Annotated in this window: 22 protein-coding genes; 6 read left to right on the top strand and 16 right to left on the bottom strand. The window is 56.9% G+C overall.

Annotation, left to right across the window (positions count from 1 at the left end):
* From FT726_RS20055 to FT726_RS20035, 5 genes are all read right to left on the bottom strand, one after another.
* Window positions 1-280 (bottom strand): DUF2913 family protein (locus tag FT726_RS20055; RefSeq protein WP_346303307.1); only part of this gene is annotated, 280 nt, incomplete at its 3' end.
* Between the two features lie 73 nt (window positions 281-353).
* A complete protein-coding gene (locus tag FT726_RS20050) occupies window positions 354-614 on the bottom strand; it encodes a DUF2767 family protein (protein WP_346303306.1) in 261 nt (86 codons plus the stop codon).
* 830 nt (window positions 615-1,444) lie between these two features.
* Window positions 1,445-2,380: a plasmid replication initiator RepA gene (repA, locus tag FT726_RS20045; RefSeq protein ID WP_346303305.1), complete on the bottom strand. Its 936-nt coding sequence runs from the start codon at window positions 2,378-2,380 to the stop codon at window positions 1,445-1,447.
* A 933-nt stretch (window positions 2,381-3,313) separates the two neighbouring features.
* Window positions 3,314-3,772, bottom strand: a complete 459-nt coding sequence (locus FT726_RS20040; protein WP_346303304.1) for a GNAT family N-acetyltransferase — start codon at window positions 3,770-3,772, stop codon at window positions 3,314-3,316.
* Between the two features lie 655 nt (window positions 3,773-4,427).
* Entirely contained in the window at window positions 4,428-5,054 is a 627-nt protein-coding gene (locus FT726_RS20035; protein WP_166935755.1) for a LysE family translocator, read from the bottom strand.
* A gap of 762 nt (window positions 5,055-5,816) precedes the next feature.
* Here FT726_RS20035 and FT726_RS20030 point away from each other — a divergent pair.
* The gene (locus FT726_RS20030) at window positions 5,817-6,551 is read left to right on the top strand and encodes an alpha/beta hydrolase (RefSeq protein ID WP_346303303.1); all 735 of its coding nucleotides are present in this window, start codon (window positions 5,817-5,819) and stop codon (window positions 6,549-6,551) included.
* A 104-nt stretch (window positions 6,552-6,655) separates the two neighbouring features.
* On the opposite strand, the gene FT726_RS20025 is transcribed toward FT726_RS20030, so the two are convergent.
* Window positions 6,656-7,270, bottom strand: coding sequence for a LysE family translocator (locus tag FT726_RS20025; RefSeq protein WP_346303302.1), 615 nt, complete (start codon window positions 7,268-7,270; stop codon window positions 6,656-6,658).
* Window positions 7,271-8,185: 915 nt separating this feature from the next.
* Between FT726_RS20025 and FT726_RS20020 the strand changes: the two genes are divergently transcribed.
* From FT726_RS20020 to FT726_RS20005, 4 genes are all read left to right on the top strand, one after another.
* The gene (locus tag FT726_RS20020) at window positions 8,186-8,536 is read left to right on the top strand and encodes a GIY-YIG nuclease family protein (RefSeq protein WP_346303301.1); all 351 of its coding nucleotides are present in this window, start codon (window positions 8,186-8,188) and stop codon (window positions 8,534-8,536) included.
* A 74-nt stretch (window positions 8,537-8,610) separates the two neighbouring features.
* Complete coding sequence (locus tag FT726_RS20015; RefSeq protein WP_346303300.1) at window positions 8,611-9,216, top strand: DUF2239 family protein; 606 nt, start codon at window positions 8,611-8,613, stop codon at window positions 9,214-9,216.
* 42 nt (window positions 9,217-9,258) lie between these two features.
* A complete protein-coding gene (locus FT726_RS20010) occupies window positions 9,259-9,732 on the top strand; it encodes a DUF1330 domain-containing protein (RefSeq protein ID WP_346303299.1) in 474 nt (157 codons plus the stop codon).
* Window positions 9,716-10,636 (top strand): alpha/beta fold hydrolase, encoded by a 921-nt coding sequence (locus tag FT726_RS20005; protein WP_205299022.1) that lies wholly within the window; start codon window positions 9,716-9,718, stop codon window positions 10,634-10,636. Before FT726_RS20010 ends, FT726_RS20005 begins: the two co-directional genes overlap by 17 nt.
* A 65-nt stretch (window positions 10,637-10,701) precedes the next feature.
* On the opposite strand, the gene FT726_RS20000 is transcribed toward FT726_RS20005, so the two are convergent.
* Together FT726_RS20000 and FT726_RS19995 are read right to left on the bottom strand one after the other, a co-directional pair.
* A complete protein-coding gene (locus tag FT726_RS20000) occupies window positions 10,702-10,905 on the bottom strand; it encodes an Hha/YmoA family nucleoid-associated regulatory protein (RefSeq protein ID WP_346303298.1) in 204 nt (67 codons plus the stop codon).
* Window positions 10,906-10,996: 91 nt separating this feature from the next.
* Complete coding sequence (locus FT726_RS19995) at window positions 10,997-11,416, bottom strand: hypothetical protein (RefSeq protein ID WP_346303297.1); 420 nt, start codon at window positions 11,414-11,416, stop codon at window positions 10,997-10,999.
* Window positions 11,417-11,511: 95 nt separating this feature from the next.
* Between FT726_RS19995 and FT726_RS19990 the strand changes: the two genes are divergently transcribed.
* Entirely contained in the window at window positions 11,512-11,754 is a 243-nt protein-coding gene (locus FT726_RS19990; protein WP_346303296.1) for a hypothetical protein, read from the top strand.
* Window positions 11,755-12,213: 459 nt separating this feature from the next.
* Here FT726_RS19990 and FT726_RS19985 read toward each other — a convergent pair whose 3' ends face one another.
* From FT726_RS19985 to FT726_RS19950, 8 genes are all read right to left on the bottom strand, one after another.
* A complete protein-coding gene (locus FT726_RS19985; RefSeq protein WP_346303295.1) occupies window positions 12,214-13,017 on the bottom strand; it encodes a DsbA family protein in 804 nt (267 codons plus the stop codon).
* Window positions 13,018-13,085: 68 nt separating this feature from the next.
* On the bottom strand, window positions 13,086-18,788 hold the full coding sequence (mobF, locus tag FT726_RS19980; protein WP_346303294.1) for a MobF family relaxase: 5,703 nt from the start codon (window positions 18,786-18,788) through the stop codon (window positions 13,086-13,088).
* The gene (traD, locus tag FT726_RS19975; protein WP_346303293.1) at window positions 18,785-21,418 is read right to left on the bottom strand and encodes a type IV conjugative transfer system coupling protein TraD; all 2,634 of its coding nucleotides are present in this window, start codon (window positions 21,416-21,418) and stop codon (window positions 18,785-18,787) included. Before traD ends, mobF begins: the two co-directional genes overlap by 4 nt.
* Before the next feature lie 99 nt (window positions 21,419-21,517).
* Window positions 21,518-21,877: a hypothetical protein gene (locus FT726_RS19970; protein ID WP_346303292.1), complete on the bottom strand. Its 360-nt coding sequence runs from the start codon at window positions 21,875-21,877 to the stop codon at window positions 21,518-21,520.
* 350 nt (window positions 21,878-22,227) lie between these two features.
* Complete coding sequence (locus FT726_RS19965) at window positions 22,228-22,527, bottom strand: hypothetical protein (protein WP_100701705.1); 300 nt, start codon at window positions 22,525-22,527, stop codon at window positions 22,228-22,230.
* Window positions 22,528-22,553: 26 nt separating this feature from the next.
* On the bottom strand, window positions 22,554-23,285 hold the full coding sequence (traT, locus tag FT726_RS19960) for a complement resistance protein TraT (protein ID WP_346303291.1): 732 nt from the start codon (window positions 23,283-23,285) through the stop codon (window positions 22,554-22,556).
* A 128-nt stretch (window positions 23,286-23,413) separates the two neighbouring features.
* Window positions 23,414-23,992: a hypothetical protein gene (locus FT726_RS19955; RefSeq protein ID WP_346303290.1), complete on the bottom strand. Its 579-nt coding sequence runs from the start codon at window positions 23,990-23,992 to the stop codon at window positions 23,414-23,416.
* A gap of 15 nt (window positions 23,993-24,007) precedes the next feature.
* Window positions 24,008-24,300 (bottom strand): hypothetical protein (locus tag FT726_RS19950; protein WP_346303289.1); only part of this gene is annotated, 293 nt, incomplete at its 5' end.

The following is a 24,300-nucleotide window of genomic DNA, read 5'->3' as shown; positions in this document are numbered from 1 at the left end:
TCTGCCCCTGCAGGTTGTCGTGGCCGGCGCGCCACGGGTAGTCGAGCTTGCCGGGCAGGTCGGCACGCAGTCCCTTTTCCCGCCCTTCTTTCAGCAGCCAGCTGATGTCGCTGGCGAGCGTCCGCGGAAAGCGGCGCTGTTTTTCAGCGGTGGCCAGCCAGCGGGTCAGAAAGAGGTTATCCTGCGCGGGGGAGGTCGCGATCCCGTCGCGGTGGGCAGTGTGCAGCGCAATCAGCCCGCACCACGCCAGGTGACTGACGTTCAGATTGTCTTTATCCATAAGAGGCGTCCTTCATGCAGAACCACATTAAAAACTGGCACCGAAATAAGCCATTTTGAGACATCCGCCGCCTTCACAGAACCCCTAAGTCGCCTTCGCGGCGACGCTCCACGATGGCCTGGTCAGGACAGGTTTCCAGCGTGTGGATAGCGCTCTTCATAAGCGTTTTCATTTCCGGCGACCATACGTCCGTTCTGGCCAGCTCTTCACGGATGAATCCGGCAATCAGCAGCCGCGTGGTTTCCAGACCGTCGCTGGCCATCGCCATGACCACGGCGCCGATCATGGCGTAAACCTTTACCAGCTCTTCGTGTGGCTGTTGAGTTTTCTGCATATCACTGACCTCCCAGACGCAGCCGGACGGGCGAGCAGTGCGCAGCCTGTCCTGTGAATGCCGCGTGAGCGGCATGGAGGCGCCAAAAACCGTCCAGGACGGCACTGATGCCATCGGGCGCCGTGAGCCCGGCAGAGCCGGTTACAGGGCAGATGGTGGCAAAAGCCCAACCCCGCCCTGACTGACGCCGTTTAAGCAGCGGCCTGTCAGTAGCTTATCAGTCAGATGGTCGCAGACGAAAGAAAGATACAGCGGGCCTCAGACTCTGCAGCGACGCTGAATTCGTAGTTACAGCATCCATTTATCAGCCACTGCAGTTCCGGCCCTTCGGGCCGGGCGGCCTGGGCTGGTCAGTGGGGGCAACCGGGTGTCAAGTACGGTACGGGTCCGGGTTGAGAGGGGCGTGATGGTTCAGGACTGTCTGACTGCAGTGGACGCTCTGCCTGTTGTAACTAAATGCACTGTCCGGGGCCCGCGTAAGCGGGAGGTGCTTCAGATTCTGAGCGGCGCGGACGTTTACGGCCGCTGCAAGCGAATGCCTTATTTATTCCCGCAGAATGCCGGCATGAACACCTTATTTATCTTTTTTGATTAATTCTTTCTGACGTAAGTCAGGAATGTGTTGCGGGTAATTTCAGGGTCGTTTGCAGGTAAGCCATGCTTTACGATTGCGGGTAAGTGTGGATAAAAAAATCCGCGACCGGAAAATGATGCGGATGAGGGATTTTTTGCGGGAAAACGGATGCCGCAGCGGGCCGGAAATGTGCGGTTTTATCTGCGGCACAAACGCCTTTACCGCCAGTCAAGGCGGTAAAAATTCACGGGATACGTCAGTGTACGACGTCTGGCGGGGCGGCCTCGTAGACGAGCCCCAGCTCCAGCTGGTTCAGGTTCTGCCACACCAGCCGGTCAAAGGCGTCCGCGTCGGTGTTCATCAGCTCGTGATTAGGCAGCGTACGGATAAGCCAGCTGGCCATCGCCGTGCGGCGATCGTCGAGCGGCAGCTTACTCAGCTTTTTGCGGCGTTTCTCTTTGACCGCCTTTTCACGCCGCCTCAGCAGCGTGGCCATGCGCATGTTCTCATACCAGCGCTGGCGCGCGGCGCGCACTGATTCGTGCGTGCCAGGCTCGATGATCCCTTCCGCTTCCGCCTCAAGACGCAGATTGCGCTGGACGTAGAGTTTGTTCATGTTGACGCCGCACAGCTGCCAGAAACGATCGGTGAGCACGATATGTCGCGGCATCCAGTACTCTTCCACCGGATCCCACTCCAGGTCAGGGAGCTCAACCAGTCCGAAGCGCTGCAGTTCGGGCAGCAGGCGCGACAGCCGGCCCGGCTCTACCCGGGTACCGGGGATGACGTCGCCGTTTTCATCTTTCGGGCTGAGCTCGGCGGCCAGACGGCCCACGTTCATGGTGACCACCCAGGTGGCCATGTCGGCGCGCTGAACCAGCAGCGGGATAAGGGCGTCGATAAGCGCGCGTCGTTCCGGCCGGAAGTCACGCTCGCGACCGGCCGCGTGACGCAGCCTGACAAAGTAAGGGTTGCGCGAAAGCCGCTGACTCAGGCGCAGCTGACCGGTGGATTTGTCTTTTACGACTAGCCGGCGCATGGCGTGACCAAACTCACCCGGCAGCGGGCGATAGGTCTGAGGCGCAAACCACACGGGTTCAGGGCACTTGCAGAGGACGGAATGATCGCCGCGATGGCGTCCGTCGGATTTGGGAGTCGGGCAGTTTAACCCGATTAAAATCTGGTCATTCACCCTGTCCCGAACTTATGGCGGACAGGGGTTGTCTTATGAACTGCATGCGTTATAATCCTTCACAGGCCAGCGCCTGCTTTTGGACCCCCTGATTTCTGAACCTTCCGCCAAGTTGAGACAGATTTCAGGGGGTTTTTGCATTCAGAGCCCGGAAAAACCGGCCTCCGTACCCTGGACGTTTTACGGATACGTCCCATCCGGTTGATTCTTCCCCGCGCCGCGCATGTCCGGCCACAGGTTTTCGCACATCCTCATCGTCGACCACCACAGTACTCAGATAAGGATCAAAATAAGATCGCCGCCCGGCGAATTCTGAAAAGAATACCCATCTCAACCGGTTAAATCCAGCACAGATTGCACATAGCACGAATCGTATGGATAAAAAAAGTTCACCGATGAAATTTCCCGTGACAGTCATAACATTTCAGGTTTCACATTATTCATGTTAGACGTCTGGCATAAGGCCGTAAAAGGTATGGAACAGTAACAGTGGAGCACCAGAATCTCTGCAGAATAACGATCTCAACAGATCGCGTCATAGAAGACGCACTGGGCTATTTGCTGAGGTGTTTCGAACCGGTACATTAAACGAACAGTGTAAGCGCTGAATGTTTGCTTCAGCCCTTGATAAGATAATGGAAAGCGTCAGCACGGGAGTCTGAGCGGTCCGTCGTGAACTGATTGTGGAGAAAGAACAGGAAATAGCGAAAAAAAATCCCGGGCGGCTGGCCCGGTAGTAGTAGGAGTAAGCACTTCCGGTCTGAGGCCGGTGATGTTGCATCCTGAGAGCATGTCAGCTATTGCAATACATCATACTGGTGTTGGCACGAGGAGTAACACACAAGATAAGCATAGCGCCAGACGCGTCATTAATTAAGATTAATATACTGATTTAATGGGTTTTAAAAGGCACTACGTCATGATTTTGCATAATTATATTTTCATTTTAAAACCTGTGTGGCTAGGTTCAAAGCCCAGTGCAGAGTAGAAGTGATGTGCATCTTTTCGGGTAACATCACAGGTAAGCTGGACCATAACACATCCCCGCATGCGTGCCTGCTGAATAGCCCACTCAAACAAGTAACGGCCAAGACCACTATTCCTCTTCGATTCATGAACTCTTACTGCTTCAATCTGGGCTCGCCATGCCCCCCTGAGAGATATGTTTGGAAGGTATGTCAGCTGTAGTGTGCCAACTACGATGTTCTCAATTACTGCAACAGCAAGAAATTGGTTCGGATCTGAACAAATTGCGTTAAACGCATCAGTGTAAGTTTTCCGGAGAGGAAGTGTACTATCCTCCCGACTGGCACCAAGAGTGTCATTTGCCAGAAGTGCAACGATAGACGGCAAATCCTCCAACATCGCGCGGCGTATTAACAGTTTGTTCACGTAATGATTCTCCTTTAGAACGGTCAGCTAAGTAAGCTCGCTCGGTAAGCATGGTCATGATGTGCAGTCAAAAATGATTACAGAAGTTTCTGACGGCGTTCAGACAAAGGATTTCGCATTTATCTGCCAGAAAAATCATGTCCACATACTGGTATGTGGCGGGATTTAAAGTGTTTTTATTTTCCAAAAACAAGTAATTTCTCTCCCCATTATTAAGACGATGAAACTGAATACATACAGAAGCTGTATGAGAAGAAGCTGACTCAACTCATCGAGAAGGTAAACAAAGATAAAGTCAGTGCGGGAGGTTTTCAGTGACTTGCGTACGGGCTACTCCAAAATCGGAGACTCCCATGGCGACTGAAAATCCTGAGGCGCCATGCTGGAAGTCAATAATGTCATATTAGCGTTCGTTACGGATTTAAGCAGGCTGAGATAAACCATTTATGTTAAAGCTACAACCCACTCAAAGCTCAAGCAGGCGCATTTAAGTTTAATTAACGAAACATTATCGTTTAAAAAAATCGCAACACCCGCTTAAACGTGCGCTCTGGGAAATGGAATGCGTATCTGATACAGCCAGAGCAAATAGCATATGTTAATTTTTGGCGCATGCGGTTACCCTCTAGAATATAGAGTAAAAGCCATGAACGTATTATCTTCTGCTCATAGCCAGCTTTACGGCAAACAACAGGAATAAGCACCCGGTGAGGCGGTCCATCCCTTTTACCACAGCAGGTTTTTTCAGCACACCGGAAGCATAGCGGGCAGCAGTAATGAGTGTCAGTGACCACAGCGTACCAATCAACACATGGATCGCAACCAGAAGGAACGTCCAGCCGACAGGAGAATGTCCCGCCGGGATAAACTGTGGTAAAAATGAGACATAAAAGACACCCATTTTGGGGTTAAGCACATTGCCTAGCATTCCGCGAATGAACCAGTTATTTGTAGAATTCTTCTCCACCTGACCCTGACTGAAGCTGAAATGTCGTCGCGGACGCAATAAAAGCTGGATGCCCAACCATAACAGGTATGCCGCACCGCACCACTTCAGCATTGCATAAGCAAGCTCAGAGACTGCCAGTAAAGCCCCCAAACCAAAAGCCACCAGAGCCCCCCAGATAAAGCACCCCATATCAATACCCAGCGCCGCATGAAAGGCTTTCCGGCCGCCTTCAGCGGCAGCCGTACGGAGAATCATGGCGGTATCAAGACCGGGTGTTAAGGTCAGAAGTGTTGCAGCGAGAGTGTAAGCAAGCAGTGAATCAGTGACGGACATTTCCTGTCTCCGAAAGAGCTGATGCTACTAAAATACCCATACTCCTGCAACAGGAAGGACGGTCATCAGAGCACTCTCCGGCAGGGCGCTAAGACGGTTTACACAGCGGACATCGGCGCTTAATAAGTCTCCCGGGTTCTGTTTTGGTCGGTGCGTAATTCTCAGAGTTATAACAGGCAAAGCCATAACCAGGGATAGATCATCCAAACAAGAAGCCACAGGCAATGGCGGTTGAACCTCATCGAGCCAACTAACTCCAGAATACGGGGGACCGGACGTGCCAGAAAGCAACCGACCCTGACGTCTGCCGGATTCGGGTCCATATGAGGGTCAGTTCATTAATGGTAATCAGCGAGAGAAAGCATCGGATTCATTCTGGTGATGAACACCCCCGGTTTGTAGCGCGCCCAATGGTAGAAATACCCAGAGCAGTCATTTTATAGACACGACATGTTCCCCTCACCTGCATGTTAGGGCTTCACCACGGTAATGGGCCGGTTGCATGGCTACACTGTTCCCTAAACCTAAACAGAGCGGAGTATTTCAGCGGCTCTTACAGAATATTCTGGTGAAGAATAAATTGATTATCAGGCCTCTCTTTCGGTGGGATACTCCGGGCGTTAACCGGTTACGTGCAACCTGCGAACACCCCGTGAGATATTGTTGTTATAACCGTGGCTGCGTTGCCGCACAGTGTTGCCTGCGCGGCTTTTCCTGGTCCCCGCCACGCCATTGTGGCGAGGAGTTTAAAGTGAGGTTTAAATGAGAGCTCCGGTTCTACTGGTACATGGTCTTTTTGGTTCACTCAGTTCTCCCGGTATTCTTGCCCCTTTCGGCAAACAATGTGTCTATGCTCCTGACCTGATCGGATATGGTCAGTGCCAGAAACAAGGGAACAACGGATGGACGCTGAACGACCAGGCCGACCATCTTGCAGACTTTATTGATGAACGGAAGTGCGGGCCGGTTCATCTGGCAGGTCATTCAGTTGGCGGAGCGGTTGCTGTACTGATGGCTGTACGCCACCCTGACCTGGTCAGTTCCCTGACTCTCATCGAAGGTAATCTCACGCTGAATGATGCGTTCTGGTCTCAGAAAATATCCGGGCAGAGTCTGGAAGAGATACAGACTGAGGTCAGTGTTTTTCGCGCTGACGTTGCCGCCTGGATTGCAGGTGCGGGCGTGTCACCCACGGATTTTGCGATTGAGACTGCCACCGACTGGCTGGATAACCAGCCCGTTTCCACCCTACGGAAGCAGGCGCGGGCGGTGGTTGCTGCAACAGGCGAAGAAAGCTACCTCGAAGAACTGCGTCACATTCTGTCGTCTTTGACGCCGGTTCATCTTATATCGGGCGAACGCTCACAATCCGGGTGGCATGTTCCCGCCTGGCTCAGAGAGCGCGCAACCACGAATACGGTTATCCCGGAGACCGGCCACCTTATGATGATTGAGCGGCCAGAAGAATTTGCGCGCGCGGTGCTTAACAATCTTTGAGACTGCGCTGCCCGGATTTATGCTTGCCCGCATGTCAGAGTCCTCTGCGCCTGCCTGAAGTTAAACTGCCGGATGTTCAGTCTTCCGGCAGACTTCTCAGAATTTTAGTTTCGTGCCGCAATAGCCGCTGCTGCGCCACCCATTGCAACAGCGCCAATACGATTTGCCAGCCTTACCGCTCCAGGTGTACGTAATAAAGCCCGTGCTTTATGGGCGAGGAATGTCCACGTAAGATCTATGCCAGCCAGTGTAACCAGAGTAATGCTGGCAAGAATTGCCCACTCACTGGCACCTGCTTTTGGCAAATCAATAAAAGACGGAAGAAGGGCAAGATAGAACACCATGATTTTGGGGTTGCCCAACGTTAATGCCATTCCTGCGCTGAACATCGACCAGGAAGAGGAGCGCCGGGGAAGTTCCTCTGCCCCCTCAATCACCGGCTTATGCCACATTTTAATCGCAAGCCAGCAAAGATAAGCGATACTGCCCCACTTAAGTATATGAAATTCTGTCTGAAATGTTTGTGCTAGTGTCGTCAGACCTGCCATTGCCATAGTGAGCCAGATAACTTCACCGATCCACATTGCAGCGATGAAAGGGATTACATTGCGCCAGCCATTCGTGATTACTCTGGAAACAAGCGCCGTAATACTGGGTCCGGGAACACCTGCATTCAGAAATAACGCGCCTGCAAACAGAATATAAGATATCAGTTCCATAGTTAATCTCACGGTAGAAGCGTATTTATATGTCAGGTCTTTGCCAGCAGCTCAGTATAAAACTGTACATGCTTTAGCACGTAACCGGTCTCAGTGCTGACGCATCCTGCCAGAATCGGTCCCATCTGACCCTGCCCTGAACGAATATTTCAACGGGCTGTTCATCTCAATGGACATATTCACTCATCTTCATCAGGTTACCGGAGCTGCACGATGCAGGCTATCCGTATAAATACCGGCCTGTTTGTCGGAATGCCATATCGCTGCAGGCCTGGCCGGAACTCTGACGCAAGTCGGGCTGAAAGGTCCTTAGCGAGTCTCTCCAACTGCTGATGTGTACCTGTCTGGCTTACTGGCGTTTTTACAAATTCTCCACAGGTATTTATACCCGGATATTATTGACATTGTTTTTTACCCGGATAATATTAGGCCATCGTTTGAGAATGAACTTCCATCTCGCAACGACTTGCTCAGGATGAGCGTCGAACAATGGGCCAGGGCGGCAGGGTTACTTATGAACTCACAGCCTGTCTGTTTTTTAAGCCGGGGAAGTCTGAGCCTGAATTAGTCTGCTTAATGAACGGTTGGCGCATCACTTTATTCAGACGTTACCGGGGAAGGATTTCTGACCAGCTTTAAAAAATTAGCGCGGCTCAGCGCCTGCTGCTCGAGGAAGAAGTTCCTGATGGGCAGTCCGGGAGCAGGAATTTAAAAAAAGAATGTCACTTCCTGAGCTGCGATATGGCTGGCGACAGACCTTTTTTCGTAGATGCAACCTGAGCCTTCTTTACGGACGCCTTCGGGTGTCTGGAAGAGCTGGCCGGCACACGTACTCCCCTGGTTGAAGGTAAAAGCATTGCAGGCTTCGCAGACATGCGCCGACCGTACGATTGCTTCAGAAAAGGAGAAACACTGATGGAAAAGGCCAGACGTAAAGAGCTTATCAGTACATACAAGCATACGTTCCCATCGATGGGGATTTTCTCCGTCACAAACAAAATCACAGGAAAACAGCTGCTAGGGAAAAGCAAAAATTTAAACGGTTCGCTGAATCGCCACCGAATGGAGCTGCGCATGGGTGTTCACCGGAATCCGGAGTTGATGGAAGACTGGCGTTCGCTCGGGGAAGATCACTTTGTGTTTGAAATTCTTGAGCTGATTAAGGAGCGTCCGGAACCGGGCTTTGATTACACATCCGAGCTGGACAAGTGCCTGGAGCACTGGCAAGGCAAAGTTCCACCGGGTTCATCAGGTTCATACCTTTGATGTTCTGCTTCCCAATTTTTCCGGGCTCCTGTGTACATAGTCTGCACAGTGCCCATCACTGAAGAGACTTGTCTATGAAAGGATCCCCTTCAGACTCCTATACGAGTTTCGATGGCCACAGACGCATCGCAACGGGGTCTCTGCAAACCAATGCTCTGGCAGTCAGGCGGGCAAGTGAGAATTCGGCCGCAGGGCCTTTCCTTATAATCGATAATGCGACAGGTCGTCCGGTCGATATTGATTTCAGAGGTTCAGAGGAAGAGGTCGTTGCAAAACTAACCTCCGCAGCATCCGCCCAAACAGAGGGGATCAGCCAGAACGACACATCAGAACCTTCCCGCTCCAGAGGCCGTGGCCGTCCGAAATTAGGCGTGATTGCACGTGAAGTGACCTTGCTTCCCCGTCATTGGGAGTGGCTTGCCGGTCAACCCGGCGGGGCCTCTGTGGCGCTGAGAAAGCTGGTCGAGGAAGCACGACGAGCCAACAGCGAGAAAGAAAAAGTTCGCAAGGCGCTCGAACGGGCCTACTACTTCATGCTTGCTATCGCCGGTGACCTGCCCGGATTTGAAGAAGCAACGCGGGCGCTTTTTGCCAGTGAGCCAGTGAAATTTCAGGGGCTCATCGCCGCATGGCCCAGCGATATACGGGAGCACGCTATGCAACTGGCATTCACTGATTAGCCGTCTGGATCACTTACTGAAAGACGAAAGAGTGCAAAACCCATGACTTCTTTATCTGCATACGCTCGCTACCTGGAACTCACGCAGGAATCAGGACATGCGCTGAGCAAGCGTGGAATGCAGGGCAGCATTGTTATGCTGAATATGTTGCGATTCCGCGAAATCGCCAATTATTCCGCCAGCCCGGAGTTGTCGCCGGAGGATCCTGTCAGCGGTGCCGACGCTTTTTATCGCTATGTTCACCACGCGCTTCCCTTCCTTCATCAAAGCGGGGGAGAACTTTTATTTCTCGGATCGGGCGGCTCTTTCCTTATAGGTCCGGACCAGGAGCGCTGGGATTTAATCATGATGGTCCGCCAGAGCAGCGTTCAGTCTTTTTTCGCTTTAGCGAAAAACAAAGATTATCTTGCTGGCATTGGACACAGGACGGCTGCACTTGAAGACTCACGCCTTCTGCCTCTAACTCCTTTTGATGAACCCGGATTTAAGAAGGGACAAAATGATGGTATCCGTTGAGTCAAACGGCATTACCCTGAGCTACGAAAGTTTTGGGTACGGAGATGCCGGGTCAATCCTTTTGATATCTGGTCTCGGGTCTCAAATGCTCCGATGGCCAGAAGTATTCTGCGAAAGTTTAGTGGCAAAGGGGTTTCGGGTCATTCGGTTTGATAATCGCGATGCAGGTTATTCGACACACTTTACGAACTCCCCAACACCAGATTTTTCAGCTCTGGCGAACGCAGTCATGGCTGGCCGGACGCCGGCCGTGCCATACACGCTCTTCGACATGGCAGAAGATGCGATGGGACTGCTCAACGCTCTGAAAATAGACAAGGCACACGTCGTTGGAAGATCAATGGGCGGAATGATTGCTCAACTGTTGTGCAGTGAACATCCGGAACGCATGTTGTCTTTGACGTCCATCATGTCCAGTACGGGAAATCCGAATCTTCCCTCTGCGGCCCCGGACATCCTGGACATGTTAACGAAACCTGCACCTCATCCTTTGAAGGATGAGGCCGGCTTTCTGGCACACAGCCTGGCTTTTGCAAAGCGCATCTCCAGTCCGGATTACCCTTTCAATGAAGAAGCACATAGGGTTCTGGTTCTGGAAGAAACCAGGCGTGCCTTTGATCCGACTGCACTGGGAAGGCAGATTGCCGCTATAGCTGCAACCGGGGATATACGTTCAAGGCTTACGCGGATAGTAGCGCCGACTTTGGTGGTGCATGGAGTTGATGATCCACTGATACCTCTGGACTGTGGCAGGGATACAGCCGCATCCATAGCCGGAGCTGAATTCATGCCTGTCGAGGGCATGGGTCACGATTTTCCCAGCGCATTGTATCAAACCGTATCGGATGCGATTGACAGGACTGCGCGCAGGTGGCACTCGGAAAGGCGTACGCCTCCTAAATGATCAGACCGTTACAGCTCGTATCAGTTTCAGGATAGCCGCCCTGTAAGGGCGGCGTCAGATGGGAACTACTTTACGTACTGCCAGACGTGCTTTGGTATGCGGTCAAAAAGTTTGCCTGCGGCGAGTTCGGCCTTTCGATGGTCATAAGCCGACGTCATCGCAAATTCTTCATCGGGGTTACCGGTATAGCTCAAATGCTCGTAAACCTTCTCCAGCGTTTCCAGGTTCTGGTATCGCCGGAACTTCAGAAGCCATTCGGTACGGTTCATCTATATTCCATAGGTTAATCAAGCGTCAGCCAAGAGGCCGGATAATGAGGTAATCCAGAGGAAATAAAAATTGGCAATAAGCTGATTTACCTTACTTTTTCGGTAAGCAGCGTCTGTACTCAGCGGTAAATAATTCAACAGCCGCCGCGGAAAACATCAGCTGACTGCCGTAAGATTTGACCGCCAACGGCAGGGCAATGCCCCGGAGAAGTTTTCCGGAACTGGCGGCCTGCCAGAGCGCCAGGGGCGCGATACCGGCATGACGGGCAAATGCTTCCAGTGACATGAGCGGCTCACCGGCATCCGGAACCGGAGGTTCAGATGAACGCATCTGCCACTGCTTTAGGAAGGCGACAGCCTCATCCTGAAGGAACATTACGGCAGCGCCGCGCACCTGACGACATCGGGGGAGATTAAAGCCTGCCAGCATCCCGTCCGTGCACGTTGCCTGCAGCAGGTCGCCAGGCCGGATGCCGAGCATCTCGGCAAAGAGATCCAGTCGAATATACATGTCTTACCTCTTTCTGGTGTATGTAAGGCAGTCCATCGCGGGTCCCGGGCATACATGCTGCGGTGACTGAGAATAATCCTGGAGGGAGAGTATAGATGCCACAGGTGGAACCGCCAGACCAGCACGTGAATGTCACACAACGTAACAAGACTTCAGTTGTTAAGCAGACAGCACAAGCCGTAAACAACGCCAGCACACAGCAGGGGGGCGCAAAGTACTACGAGGTGCAAGGCAGGTGGACCCGCCATAATCCCTGCTTAAAATTTCGTCGTCCATTGTTTAAATTACTGTGGCTGAATATTCAAATCAGTTACGAATATTCCCGCCTCTTCAGTTAATAACTCATTGATATTTAGTTTATTTTAAGAATAAATATCACCACGACGGTAGGAGCCAAATCCGTACAAGTAAAACATTGCAGTATGGCTGGTAAAGACTGCCGATCAGGAGGGTGATTGTTGTGCTGGATGTCTCCGTCCCGATTGCGACCCTGACGTGAATACACAGTCGTCGCAGGTATTTGCACGATGTGGAGTGCCGAAGTAATAAATACTACGTTTTGAGTGAGCGTGAAGAAGCCTCCAGAAAGCCCGCACTTATACGACGACGGGCAGAGCGGTCAGGCTGAGGCGTACCGCAGCGGTGCGAGGAACGAACAGCCTGAGCGGCATGGGCGTCATGAAATAAAGGTTCTGGCGGAACTGCCGATACTTCTCATACGGCCGGCGACTCCACTCGCCGGACCGCTTTGATGAATCCATTTTCCCGGCCCTAAGCCGGGATTTTTTTGCTTAGGGTTAATGAGCCTTGCCGGATGCACGTTTAATCGCCTGCTGCAGCACCTGTTCACTGACCACGCCCGGGATGATGGTGGTGTTGTCTGCCGTGGCATTTTCCGCCGGCATCACGATAATGCCCGGCGTACCCGTCAGCCCCAGCATCTCCGCCAGCGCGTCGTTGTTTTCGATCAGACGATCGGAGGCGGCACTGTCATCTACTGAAGCATCCCCTGCACCGGCGGCCGCAGCCACCTTCTCAATGTCTTCCGCCGTCAGCTTGCCTTCGTTGTGGCCGGTACGGTAAATCCCGTTGTGGTACTCCATATAGGCATCCGCGCCCTGCTTCCTGTAGATACCCAGCCCGCGGTGCGAGGCCTGCGTTGATTCCGGATAGCGGGCGGCAAAAATGGTCCAGTCGCGGAAGGCAAAGCGAACACCGGTGTTAGCGGCCATCACTTTTTCCATCACCGGCGCCATCATGCTGCAGGCGATGCATTCATAGTCAAAGAACTCAGTCACGATGACCTTCGAATCCCCCGGCCCTTTAACCGGCACGCCACCGAGCTGCCTCAGCAGACGGTGGGCCTTCAGCGCCGACTGCACGTAAGCCTGCTGCTGCATGACCTGCTGGCGTGCCTGCAGCTTTTTGCTCACCTCAATCACCACATCGGGGTGCGCAACCAGGTAGTCGGCTGCAATTTCGCCGATGCGGGCCTGCTGTGCCGGGGTAAAGTCTGGGGTCTCCGCCGCTTTCGATACTGCTGAGGGCAAAGCGGTGCTCATGGCCAGCGCAAAGGCGGCCATCTTCAGGGTATGTTTCATGATTAATCTCGTATGCCTGCGTGGTGCAGGTTGAAAGTGAAGCGGTCACACAGGGCGTGCCGCAGTCATTAACGTTCTTTCTGGATATGACGGGTGATTTCCGGCGCCGGCAGCTCCCTGTCCGGCTCGCGCCCGCGGGATTCCGGTGGAAGCGTAATTTGCCTCTGTCGTTCGATTTCGCGGGCAACATCTGCCAGCGCTGAAGCCGGAATGTCCGGTTGCACAGTTGTATCTGCGGTACGCGCGGGGGTAAGCTCTTCCTGAATCCGGCGGATTACGTTAGCCTGGACCGCGCCGTCACTGCCGGCGGTAGCGGTTAACCTGATGCTCTCCGGTATGCCACCGGCTGACAGCGCACTGAGCATTGCGCGTAAGGCCGCATCCGCGGACACTTCCGGCGTGTCCGATAAAGCCTTAGAGGCCTGACGGATAAGCGCGCTATAGTCCGGCGAAGATTCGCCCGGCAGGCGTGGCAGCTTCTCCTGCATAACCTCTGCCACGCGTGCAACAAGCTGCGCGGTGAGCGCTATCTTATCCATTCCGTCATGGGAAGGGGGCGCGACTGGCAGACTGATTTTATCCATCAGGCCCCCGTTGCTGACAGACCTTAGCGCTTCACGCAGGGCATCCCGCTCATCCTGGTGTTTCTCTGTGCGCGGCAGAACGATAAGCATTTCCTGAAGCTCTGCTTTGACCAGGCCCAGCAGCGTCGAATCCGTACGGCGCAATTGATCTGGCTGACCACCCGCCACCTTCAGCAGCTGCGCGGACGGCGGCTGCCGCCCGTTAACGAGCAGAACCCCTGACTCCGGCTTTTCTCGCGCGGCCGTGAGCCCCTGCGCGAGGTCGCTGACCAGCAAAACCTCGCCATTGCGGCTTTTCTGCAGCATGGATGCCTGCGCGCCTTCCGTGGCCAGCTGGCGCGCAGGGCCCGGCGTGATGGTGCCCTTTCCGTGATGCAGCGGAACCAGCGTGACCCCGGCAGCCTTGCCGTTCGCATCATAAGCCGGCAGCGCCAGGTGCGGCTCCGGATACTTACGCGTGGGCGGGATGATGCGCGCCGAGATCGGCATCCCGCCGAGCCCGTTACCGTTGAGAAAGGCACGGCCGATGGCGGTTTTCCCCACCGGCTGCCCCATCGCCCAGATGGCCCTGGCCTGTTTACGCTCCGCCTCCGGCGACAGGGCATCATGGGCGGTTTTGAAGCCTTTTTCCTCCCGGACCAGCGCCTCTTTCCAGCGCTTAACGTTGTCGGTGTAAACCTGCACGTGCTCTTTCGCCCTCGACAGGCTGATATAAAACGCGCGCATGCCGCTCATCACGCCACGCCTGCCCGTCGCACTTTCCAGCGCGATAACAAAGCGGCTGCTCGCCGCCTGCGCGCCGTGGCCGGTCACGGCCCACGCGTAATCAATGTGGCGGTCCGCCTGCGTGTCGCCGGGCGATATCACCTTTTCACCCGCGGCGCCCTGCAGCACGACCTCACCGTTATCGCGCAGCGCCGAAACACGGTACTGATCGTGCGCCGCGTGGCCCGCCTGCCGCTGGGTTTTGTTCATGCGGAGGCTGTCGCCGGTGCGCAGCTCCAGCGTTTCCTTGCGGAAAACCTCAATTTCAGTGGCGTTCAGTTCGGCCGGCGAGTAGTACCGCATCCGCCCGTCCTCGTCCCGTAGCAGCACGTTCTGCGTGCCACGGTCCACGCCGGTGACGCTCAGGTAGCGATCGCCACTCAGCACCACCTGACCGGCCTGCCACGACTCAATGCGGTTAAAGTCGTGGCGTCCGCCGCTGATGCGCTCCAGCACCGGTACGGTAACGGGTTTTGCGCCCAGCTCCTTCGCCTCCACCATGGCCTGGTGAATACCGGCGTTCACCGCGCGCCGGTCGTCGTTGAGCGACACCACGATAAGCGTCTCCGACCGCGCGGCGGGTGTGCGGCTCATGTAATCGGCCACGATAAAATCAATGACGCCGGGCGCCTGCCCGCCGTCAGGGCAGGGCAGCGGCTGACCGCTCTCATCTTTCGGCGGCGGCGGGACCTCCGTCACCGATCGCGCAGGCGCCTGCGCCCCCGCCAGCCTCGGCACCACCGACGGCGATACGCGGTCGATCTTCTCCAGCGCCGCAGCGGCCTTGTTCTCGATGACGCTGTACACCGCGCCGCGCAGGTCGTCACTGAGCTGGCGCTTAATTTCCTTCATCACCGCGACGTCGATCGGGCTGCGTTCCTGCAGCAGGCGGAACGGGGCGCCGCTTTCCGGCGACTCGAGCTGGGCAAGGTCACCCACCATCACCGCCCGGCCATTGCCTGCCGCGATGGCGCGCAGCGCCTCCGCCGTGTCCTGGTTGCCGAGCATGGAGGCCTCGTCGATCAGGAACAGCGTGCTGGCATAGCTGACCTTTTCGCCCGCGGCGGTGCGCTGCTGCCAGTCAACGAGGAAAGACTTCATGGTCTGGCCCTCGATGCCGATGCTGCGCATCTCTTTGACCGCGCGGTGCGTCGGCCCCAGACCGATAACGGCCGGGCGCACACTTTCCGGCAGCGTGTCGATGGCGGTCTTCACCGCGTCGAACTGGGTGGTTTTCCCCACCCCCGCATAGCCCTGTACCGCGGTGAAGCGGTCGGTACTCTGCAGAATAAGCCCGGAGGCCGCGCGCTGGCCGGCGGTAAGGCCGGCAGACAGCACGGCGGAGGGATCTGCCAGCAGGGGCGTCTGCGTATTTTTACCCGACTCCACCTCCCGGATGATGGCCTTCTCCATTTCCCACGTGGCGCGGGCCACGTAGCGCACCTCGCCGCCGTAAGGCACCTTAATCAGGTCGCCCGCCTGCTCCAGCCGGGTGATTTCGCTGCGGACCCCCTGCAGACTGCCGAGGAACTCCGCCGCCTTTTCGGTAAGCTGTGCAAACGGAAACGCCACCTCGCGCATGTTGGCCACCGCGCGCGACACCGCCTTCTGCGCGTCATGCTGCAGACCGGCCTTCAGCGCGTCCATCGCCTCACCGGCCTCTTCGCGTCCGCCGAGCTGGCGGACCAGCTCCAGGGGCGTGCGGTTGTCGCGCAGGCGGCCGAGCTTCTCTTCCGCGCGGCTCAGCGCCTCGCCGGTGTAGATTTCGGCCTGGCTCCCGGACTGCGACAGCGCGTTCATCATGTTGGCGGACAGGTCACGGGCGCCGAGCGAGGCCAGAACCGTACCGGACTCCGCGTCCCGGCTGCCCGGCGCGCTGACGTAGTCGTGGGAGACGTACAGCGGCGCGTCCGCGCTGAGACGAAGGGGGCGCTTCTGGCCTGCGCGCTGCACCGTGAGCATGTTATTCTCCACCGCCGTGACCGTCAGGCGATCGCGCGCTTTCAGCCCCGCCTCTTTATCAGCCGCCAGCGCGAACAGCTGCTCGCCCTGCGCCACGCTCAGGGTTTCGCGCGTGAACAGGCGCCAGTCGCCGGTCAGGGAAGCCATCTTCACGCGGCTCAGTACGCCGTCGCCGTCAATCAGGGACAGCATGCGCGTGTCAGCATGCACGCGGTCGATGACGTAGTGCCGCGTTTCCTCCTTCTCCGTGCGGTCTTCCAGCACCATCCCCGGACGGTACGTGCCCGGAAGCCGGCGCGCTTTTGCCGTGGCAAACACCGGCGTGCGCGCCTCGATGTCCACCGTGTCGCGCCCGAGCTTGCCAGCGTTCTGCAGCGCGTCGCGGATAACGCCGGTGAGCTGCTGCTGCTCGCGGACTCCCACCACCACGGCGGTGACCGGGGTCTCACCTCCGCTGAGTTCTGCGTAGCGGTCGGCCAGCACCTGATAGCGCTCGCGCTTATCCTGAATGCTCAGCACCTGTGCGGACATCTCCGGCGCTGGCGTGGTCAGCGTCAGGCGCTCCGCGCCCGCTGAGGCCAGTACGGAGAGGGTGTTTGCATTTGACTGCCTGCCGGCGCTGTCCAGAAACAGTAGCTGCGCGTTCTTCTCACGCGCCTCGCCGGTCAGCACCAGCATCTCCTTGAGGCCGAGCTTTTCCGCCCCTTCGACGATGAGCGTGCTCTGCACCCCGAGGCTGAACGTGCTGTCCAGCACGCGGCTGCGCGACAGCAGGTCGTTCTTCAGCAGCGGGGATTTGCCCAGGCTCAGGGCGCGCTCCGCGCAGCTGGTCAGCACCTTCACGTCACGGCCCTGTTCTCGTGACATTGTCACCAGCTCCTCGGTGGTTTCGCGCAGCCGCTGCAGGGAAGCGGGCGCATTCAGGATAGCCACCGGCGCCCGGGCGGCTTTTTCCAGATGCGGCGCCGGCGTTTTAGAAAACACGCGCAGGTTCGCGACCTTATTTTCCTTCAGGATGTCGGCCGTCAGCGATTGCACGGAGAGCTCATCGAGCAGATGAATGTGCGAGGTAAACACGCCTTTCTCCCCGTCCAGCGGCGTCAGCAGGTCTTCACCGATGGCCTGGTCGATGGCCCGGCGCAGCTCGGGCAGCGCCTGCTGCGTCTCCCCCGCCTCATGGGCGGTGAGCAGCAGATCTCCGTAGGTAAACCGGGTCCGGCTGTCGCTCAGCACCGAAATCGCGGTGCGCACCGCGTCCATGGCTTCCGTTAAGGCGGGTTCGGCTTCTCCCGGCGCGGGAAGCCGGGCTTCGCGGACCTTAGCCTCGCTGATGACGGCGCCGATATCAAAACCGACGTCGTCCATCTGACGCTGCCAGCGCTCCTGCAGGCGCGCCCGACCGTCGGCGGTTTCGGGCTTCACGATCGGCGCTTCGTTATCCTGCATTGCCGGCGAAGCGGACGATGCAGGCTCTGCGTTCAGTATCGCTTTATCCTGTACGGACGGCGCTGAGGTCCCTTCCCCTGCGGTCGCTGGCGCTTTCTCCGCTGCCGCTGCTGAGCGGTCCGGAACCGGTAGATCCCTCGCCGGGGACGGCTCAGGCTGCGGGCTAACAGGCGCGGGCTCCTCCCCGCCGTAGCGGCTGATATCCTGCTTGCGCTGGCGGGTATCGAGCGCCGCCACGTCGCGGCTTTTCAGCGAAGCGTCTTCACCCGCGCCCGCCACAATCTCACGATGCCGTGACGAAAACTCTTCAATTACCTCACGTGAGAAACCTTTTACTTCCCACAAATCATGGCGTCCGCCGGTCAGCTCTGTTTCATAACCCAGGCTCTCCGTTTTCCCCTTCATCAGATTGCGGTAAATTTTTCCAAAAGTGACCTGATGCCGGTAGACCGTTTCAATGAATCCCGCGCCGTGAATAGCATCGGTGGCCAGTGCCTTCCACTTGCCGTCCAGCTCTGTGACGTTGGCCATGACGACGTGGGTATGCACGTCAGGATCGAGATTCCGAGACGTATCATGCGTGAAAAGCGCAGCCACCATTTTGCCGGTTGTCGCTATGCGGGTGACACCCTCCTTTGTATCCCGCGCGCTGACCGTCTGCTCCATGATGGCCATGGTTTCACGGACGGACTGAAGATGAGCATCAAGAAGGCGTTTATCTCCGCCGGCAAGGATAAGCATGGAGACGCTTTTGGGCGCCGAAAAGGTAAAGTCGTGGCCCGGGCGGTGCACGTGCGCGCCCTGCACCTCTTTACCGAGCGTCACGCCGTTCGGCAGGCTGCCGTGCAGAATGCCCGTGAATGTATCGAGGTCAACCGGCCCCTCAAGGCCCAGCTCCCGCGCGCCCTCGCCCAGCCACTGCGTGGGCATGTCATCCAGGAAGTAATAGTTATCTTTGCTGCTGTAATAGCCGGCAGCGTCGGCGGCGGAGGCCACCGGAGCAACGGTCATCATCGTTCATACCCTCCCGGGTCAAGGCTGTCACTCATCTCCTGGTACGCCTCGTAGTCGTCGCGGTGTCGCAGGATGTTCTTTTCGTCGTCGGCCATGCGCGCGTTGGCATCGCCGCGCTGTGCGGCGCGCTCGTCCTCGCGCTGCTGTTCGGTTTTCCGCGGGCTGATGTGCCGCACGGTAAGGCGGCCGCCGTCCTCTTTTTCAATCTGCATGTGCAGCTCCGGGGCTTCCCCCTGCGCCGCCCCTTCCTGCGGAGCGGCCTCCTCTGCGGCGCCTTCACCGCCTTCCGGTGCGCCGGCACGATGCTTACGGCGTGCTAGCATCTCGAGCGCGCTCGGACCGGCTGGTTTTGACTTCATGACGGGGCGTGTTGCGGGACGCATTGCAGCGACCGGCGGCACTTCAGCGGGGGAAGACGCCGTAACCTGCTCCGGCCGGGAGGCTGGTGTTTCGGCTGATGCATCAGAAGCGGACGGATTTGCCGGCGGTGGCTCTGCGGCCACCCTGTTCACCGGTGCCGGCACCACGCGCAGCGGGAACGGGCGCACGTTGGAGGCAGGCGGCGTCTCACTGACTGACTCGGATGCAGGCGGTACGGTAATGTCGGGTGCAGCGGTAGCGGGCACTGCAGGCTGGTCTGGGACCACGGACAGCCTCGCCTCTCGTACTACTGCCGGTTCCGGTTTCATCGCGGGGGCGCCAGTTATTACCGGCGCGGCAGATGATGAGGCAGATGCAGGTTCAACCGGTGCGGGCTCGGGGTTGCGGTCATCCTCCTCCATCAGCTCCTCTCCGGTCGGGAACGTAATGTCCGCCGCCCGGGCGCTGCGCTCGTTGCTCTCAATGATGCGCTCGAGCTCCGGGCTCAGCCGGTCGCGGAAGTCGCGATCCATCAGCGCAGGGTGATACTTCTTCTGTTTCCGGTACTTCAGGCTCAGCTTCACCACCGGATATTCGCCCGGCAGACGCACATAAAAGCGCAGGTTGGGCATCTTCATAATCTGGTCGTAGTCCACGATGGGCTCGTTGACCTTGTCCTTACTGATGGAGATACCGTCGCGCACCTGGTCAAGGCCGTAGCTGTTCTGCTCGCGCGCCTCTCGCCGGCGCTGATGTCCCAGCTCCTCTTCCACCATTTTGGCCACCTCTGCGCTCGGCGAGCGACCGTAGGCACGGGTGTTGAGCAGGTCAAAGATGGCCTTGGCCATCTCGCGGCCGTAGATGTGCACCAGCTGCGGGATGTTCTGGATCCCCAGCACGAAGCAGCCGCCGAACTTGCGCGCTTCGGCCAGCGTTTCGTTGAACTCCGGTATCTTCTGCAGGCTGGCTATCTCATCGCCGATGAACCACACGCGGCGTTCGCTGTTTTCGCCCATGCTCTGCAGCAGCAGCGTGGCCAGCGACAGCCACATCGATATCAGGGGGCGCACCGCCTTGCGGTGGCGGGCCGTGGTGGAGATAAACAGCCAGCTGCTGTCGTACTGCGCATCGGTCATCCACTCGCGGATGCTGAACTCCGGCTTGCCTTCCTTATCCAGCCCCTGCAGGTAGCGCAGCGACTTGGCGTAGTTGGTCAGCACCGAGCGGATGGAGATGGCGGTTTTCTCGATTTTCTCCTCAACCAGGTTGGCCGACGGGGTGTTTTTCAGAAACTCGCGCAGGCTTTTCAGGTCGATGGAGAGGCAGGTCTTCAGAAACGTCTCTATGCTGCGATCGGGTCGTGAGGCAAACTGCATGGCCGTGTCGCTGAAGATGGTGCGCGATGAGGACACCCAGAACGGGTCTGAGTCGCCTTCGACCGGCATCAGCGCCGCCGTCATGTTCTCGTAGTCCACCACGTCCTGCGCCTCGCGCCACAGCACCCAGTTTTCACAGCGCTTGTCGTGCGCGTTCAGAATTTTGTCCACGCGCTCGTCGTAGTGCGTCTCGATAAAAGTGCCGCCGGAGTCGTAAACGATCGCGCGGTCGCCGCGCCGGCGGATGTAGTCCAGCAGCCAGCGGATGAGCGTGGACTTGCCCACGCCGATGGTGCCGTGGATCAGAAAGTTCATGACCTCGGCATTCTTCACCATGTTCAGGCCGCCTATCTGCAGGTCGGACTTCTCGCCGGCCTTTTTGAGCAGCCGGTTGACCTCTTTCGGCCGATCGGTGAGGGTCATCCCGGAGATAAACTCGTCCTCGCTTTCCTTCTTACCGATACGGCCCACGTACCAGGCAATCAGGCACCAGAGCAGGCTGGCGGTGATGCCGCACGCGGTCGCGATAAAGCGCAGTTTCGCCAGAAACTGGCGGCCCATCTCCTGCATCCACGGGTTGGCCAGCAGCTGCGCCGGGGTGAGTTTAATGCTGCACAGCCGCGCACCCGCTTCGCAGTGCCAGAGGATGTCCCACGTGGCTTCTGCCGCACGCTGGGACAGGCCCAGTAGCGAATGCGTGGGCCACGCCGCCCAGTACCAGAAGCCGTTACGCAGCACGTCATCGGGCGTGGTCAGCCAGAACAGCGCGCCGGTGGCCACCACGAACAGCAGCAGCATCCAGTGGAATATCCAGTTGCTGACCTGGGCAAACATGCGCAGCCGGTAGGCCGTCATCTGGCCACCCTGCGTCAGGTATTTAGGGGTAAAACTCATGGGGAACTCCGGATAGCACGCAGGCGCAGCCCGCCCGGAAGTCCGGGCAGGCTGTGGCAGAAGGAAACAGTGGCTGAGGGGCCGCTCAGGCCCCGGAGATTACTTCAGGGTGCCCGTTACCGCAGGGCGGCTCAGAAACTTACGGCGCTGCAGCCAGACGCCGGCCATCAGGGGAAGACCGCAGGTAAAGCACAGCAGGTTCCAGCAAACCATCGTGAGGGACGAGAGCACGCCGCCAGCTGTCAGGACCAGCAGTACCAGCAGCGCGGTGATGATGCCCGGAGGCACCATATCGTTCTGTACCATGCGCGAAGCGAGATCGAACGCAAACAGATGGCTTTCGGTCATGATGGTTTTGACGATATCAGTCCCGAACTGCCACAGCACGACCGCGCTCCAGGCAAAAAACAGGGTAAACCAGACAATAAGGGTGCGTGCCGCACCGGTGAACGTGAGCATGGCAATATCCTTCAGTGAGTTAAGAACAGGGGGTTAAGTACAGCCGTTACAACGCGATCCCCGACGCGCTCCGGGCGCAGCAAACCGCACGCGGAGCGTGATAAAGAAAACGTCAGGGAAATCAGAGCCACGCTTCCGCTACCCCGTGCACCGGGGAGGAAGCTTAATAAGGGGTCCCGTGAGGGAGGAGGGGCAGCACCCGTGGTGGTGGTGATGCTGCCCCCGATGTCCGGTGCCCGGGGGGCACAGACGGGGGTCGGCAGGCACCCCCGTTGTCAGGAGAGATTGTTATTTCCCCTTAAGGCGCCTGCCGCCGGTATAAGGCCGGTGAATAAGTAATACCAGGGAATTCAGCGTTCTGCAAGCTGCCATACGCGTCTGATAACGGCAATAAGCGCAGCGGCAATGGCCACCCCGCACGCGCTCATACTCAGCACGTACAGGAATACCCCTGCGAGGATAAACCGGCAGAAATCACCGGAACTTGCCGCCCGCGGCGCGGCGTCAAAATGCCTGAGCCCGTCGACAAAGTGTCCCGGCAGCCAGCTGTCGGTGACGTTCACAAGCAGCACGGTAAATACGGCGCCCGCGAGCATGATGTTCAGGGCCCCGGGCAGCGAGGCTGCCAGCCGGACGATATCTCTGCGCATAAGGCCTCCTGGCATCACCCGGTCGGTTACATGATGCCGGCAACGGACTTCGCCAGCTGCGCTTCCAGCACCGGCTTCGCCTCTTCAAACTTCAGGTTGACCTTGTTGGCGTTGGAGACCACGCGGGTCTGGTACTTCATACGGTCGCCCGCTTCGCTGCTGGTCTGTACTTTCACACCCGAGGTGCCCTGACGCAGCGCCGCGACGTTATCGGTGGTCACGGTGGCCTTGCTGCGTTCGGAAATCTGCAGATCGGTCACCATTGTAAAGTTAACGTCCTCCACCATCGCATCCGCCGCCATGCCGGCCAGTCCGGCTGCCAGTCCTACGCCGAGAATAGCGCCGCCTGAAGAGCTGTTGTAGGCGGTAATGCCGGCGCCCAGCGCGGCGCCGGTGGCAGCACCCTCATAGCCGGTCGACAGGAAGCCCTGCGCCTGGCGTAAATCCATCTTCTCGGCCTTTAAAACATTAGCCTGAATCCAGTAGTAAGCGGCATCCGGATTAGCCGTCACAGTGTAGCCTTTGGCGCGCAGGTCCTGCGCCAGCATCGGCTCCAGGTCACTCATGTCCTTGTCGGAAGTGTTGCGCACCTGCAGGTAAACGGTTTTCTGGCTGGACGGCTCCAGCCAGACAGTCTGGCTCATCTGAGTTTTGACGTCGAGGTTGCGTTTTTTGATGGCGGTGCTCATGGCACCACAGCCGGAAAGCATCAGAGAGGCGGCAGCAATCGCTGCCACGAAGGCATGGCGGTATTTCATGGACATATCCTTGTTTGAAAGAAAAAACGGGACAGGCGCGCCCCGGGGCACGCTGTTTTAATCAGGGATTTTGAGAGAAACCCTTCCGTCAGAGTGCCGGAAGGGGTATCGGCGGGAGCCGGGAGAACTTAAATCTTTTTAACGAGTTTAGCGAATTTACTCATCGCGCCAGCGATGCCGTAGCGAGTTAATTCAGCACTGACAACCATTTGAATGACTATCATCGACGCCACGAAAAAAAATGCTCCAATTACAATGAATTCAGGCCTCAAAAGAACACTCATTAGCGCTATTATAAAATTTGTAACTAATGTTAAGGTCGCCAGTCGGCTAATCAACTTTTTGATACGACTTATTACTAAAGAGCAATTACGTGTTTCTTCATCAAAGGAGAGATATACCAATGCTGAATTATAAAGAGATGCGCCAATACCTAATGCCATCAATATAATCACAACAGTAAATGATATCTCCATGTCCAGTTTTTGGTTGAAGCTCACGTTATTTCCAAAGAGATCTTGCTCTGGAGTGAAGCTATAAGCCATCCAAAGTAGTGCTAATACATACCCTAAGACGCAGCCGATAGGCCAAGCCATACTCAGTTTTAATGCAGCAGCAGGCGAAACAAGTGGACGATTTTTGTCTTCAAGATTCTGCATCAGCATATTTACGTCATTACTGATATCATTGCGCGTTATAGTAGCCATCTTTAAATTCCTTTATCAGGAGCCAGTTCGTCTGCGTAATTCCTGCAGTTTTTCCTCAAACTCTTTGTTTTCAGGCGTGTGGGAAAATATCTTCTGTTTGCCCTGCTCCGTTATGTAGCCTTTGGCGAACTGCCCCTGCGCCTTACCATGTTCTCCTTTCAGTATATCACTGGACGTCTGAACAGTGGTTTTATTTTCGGCGATTTTACCGTCGTTTTCCCTGACAGTTTCCATCAGGCCAGATCTTTGTGCTGCAACCTTGTTGGCCACATTAGTTTCAATGCCGTCGCCCGATGCCTTATCGCCCA

Origin of the sequence: Pantoea sp. Morm, from assembly GCF_016643525.1 — a bacterium.
GTDB lineage: Bacteria > Pseudomonadota > Gammaproteobacteria > Enterobacterales > Enterobacteriaceae > Pantoea > Pantoea dispersa.
The sequence above is the reverse complement of the archived record's forward strand: the minus strand, read 5'-3'. Positions and strand labels throughout refer to the sequence as shown.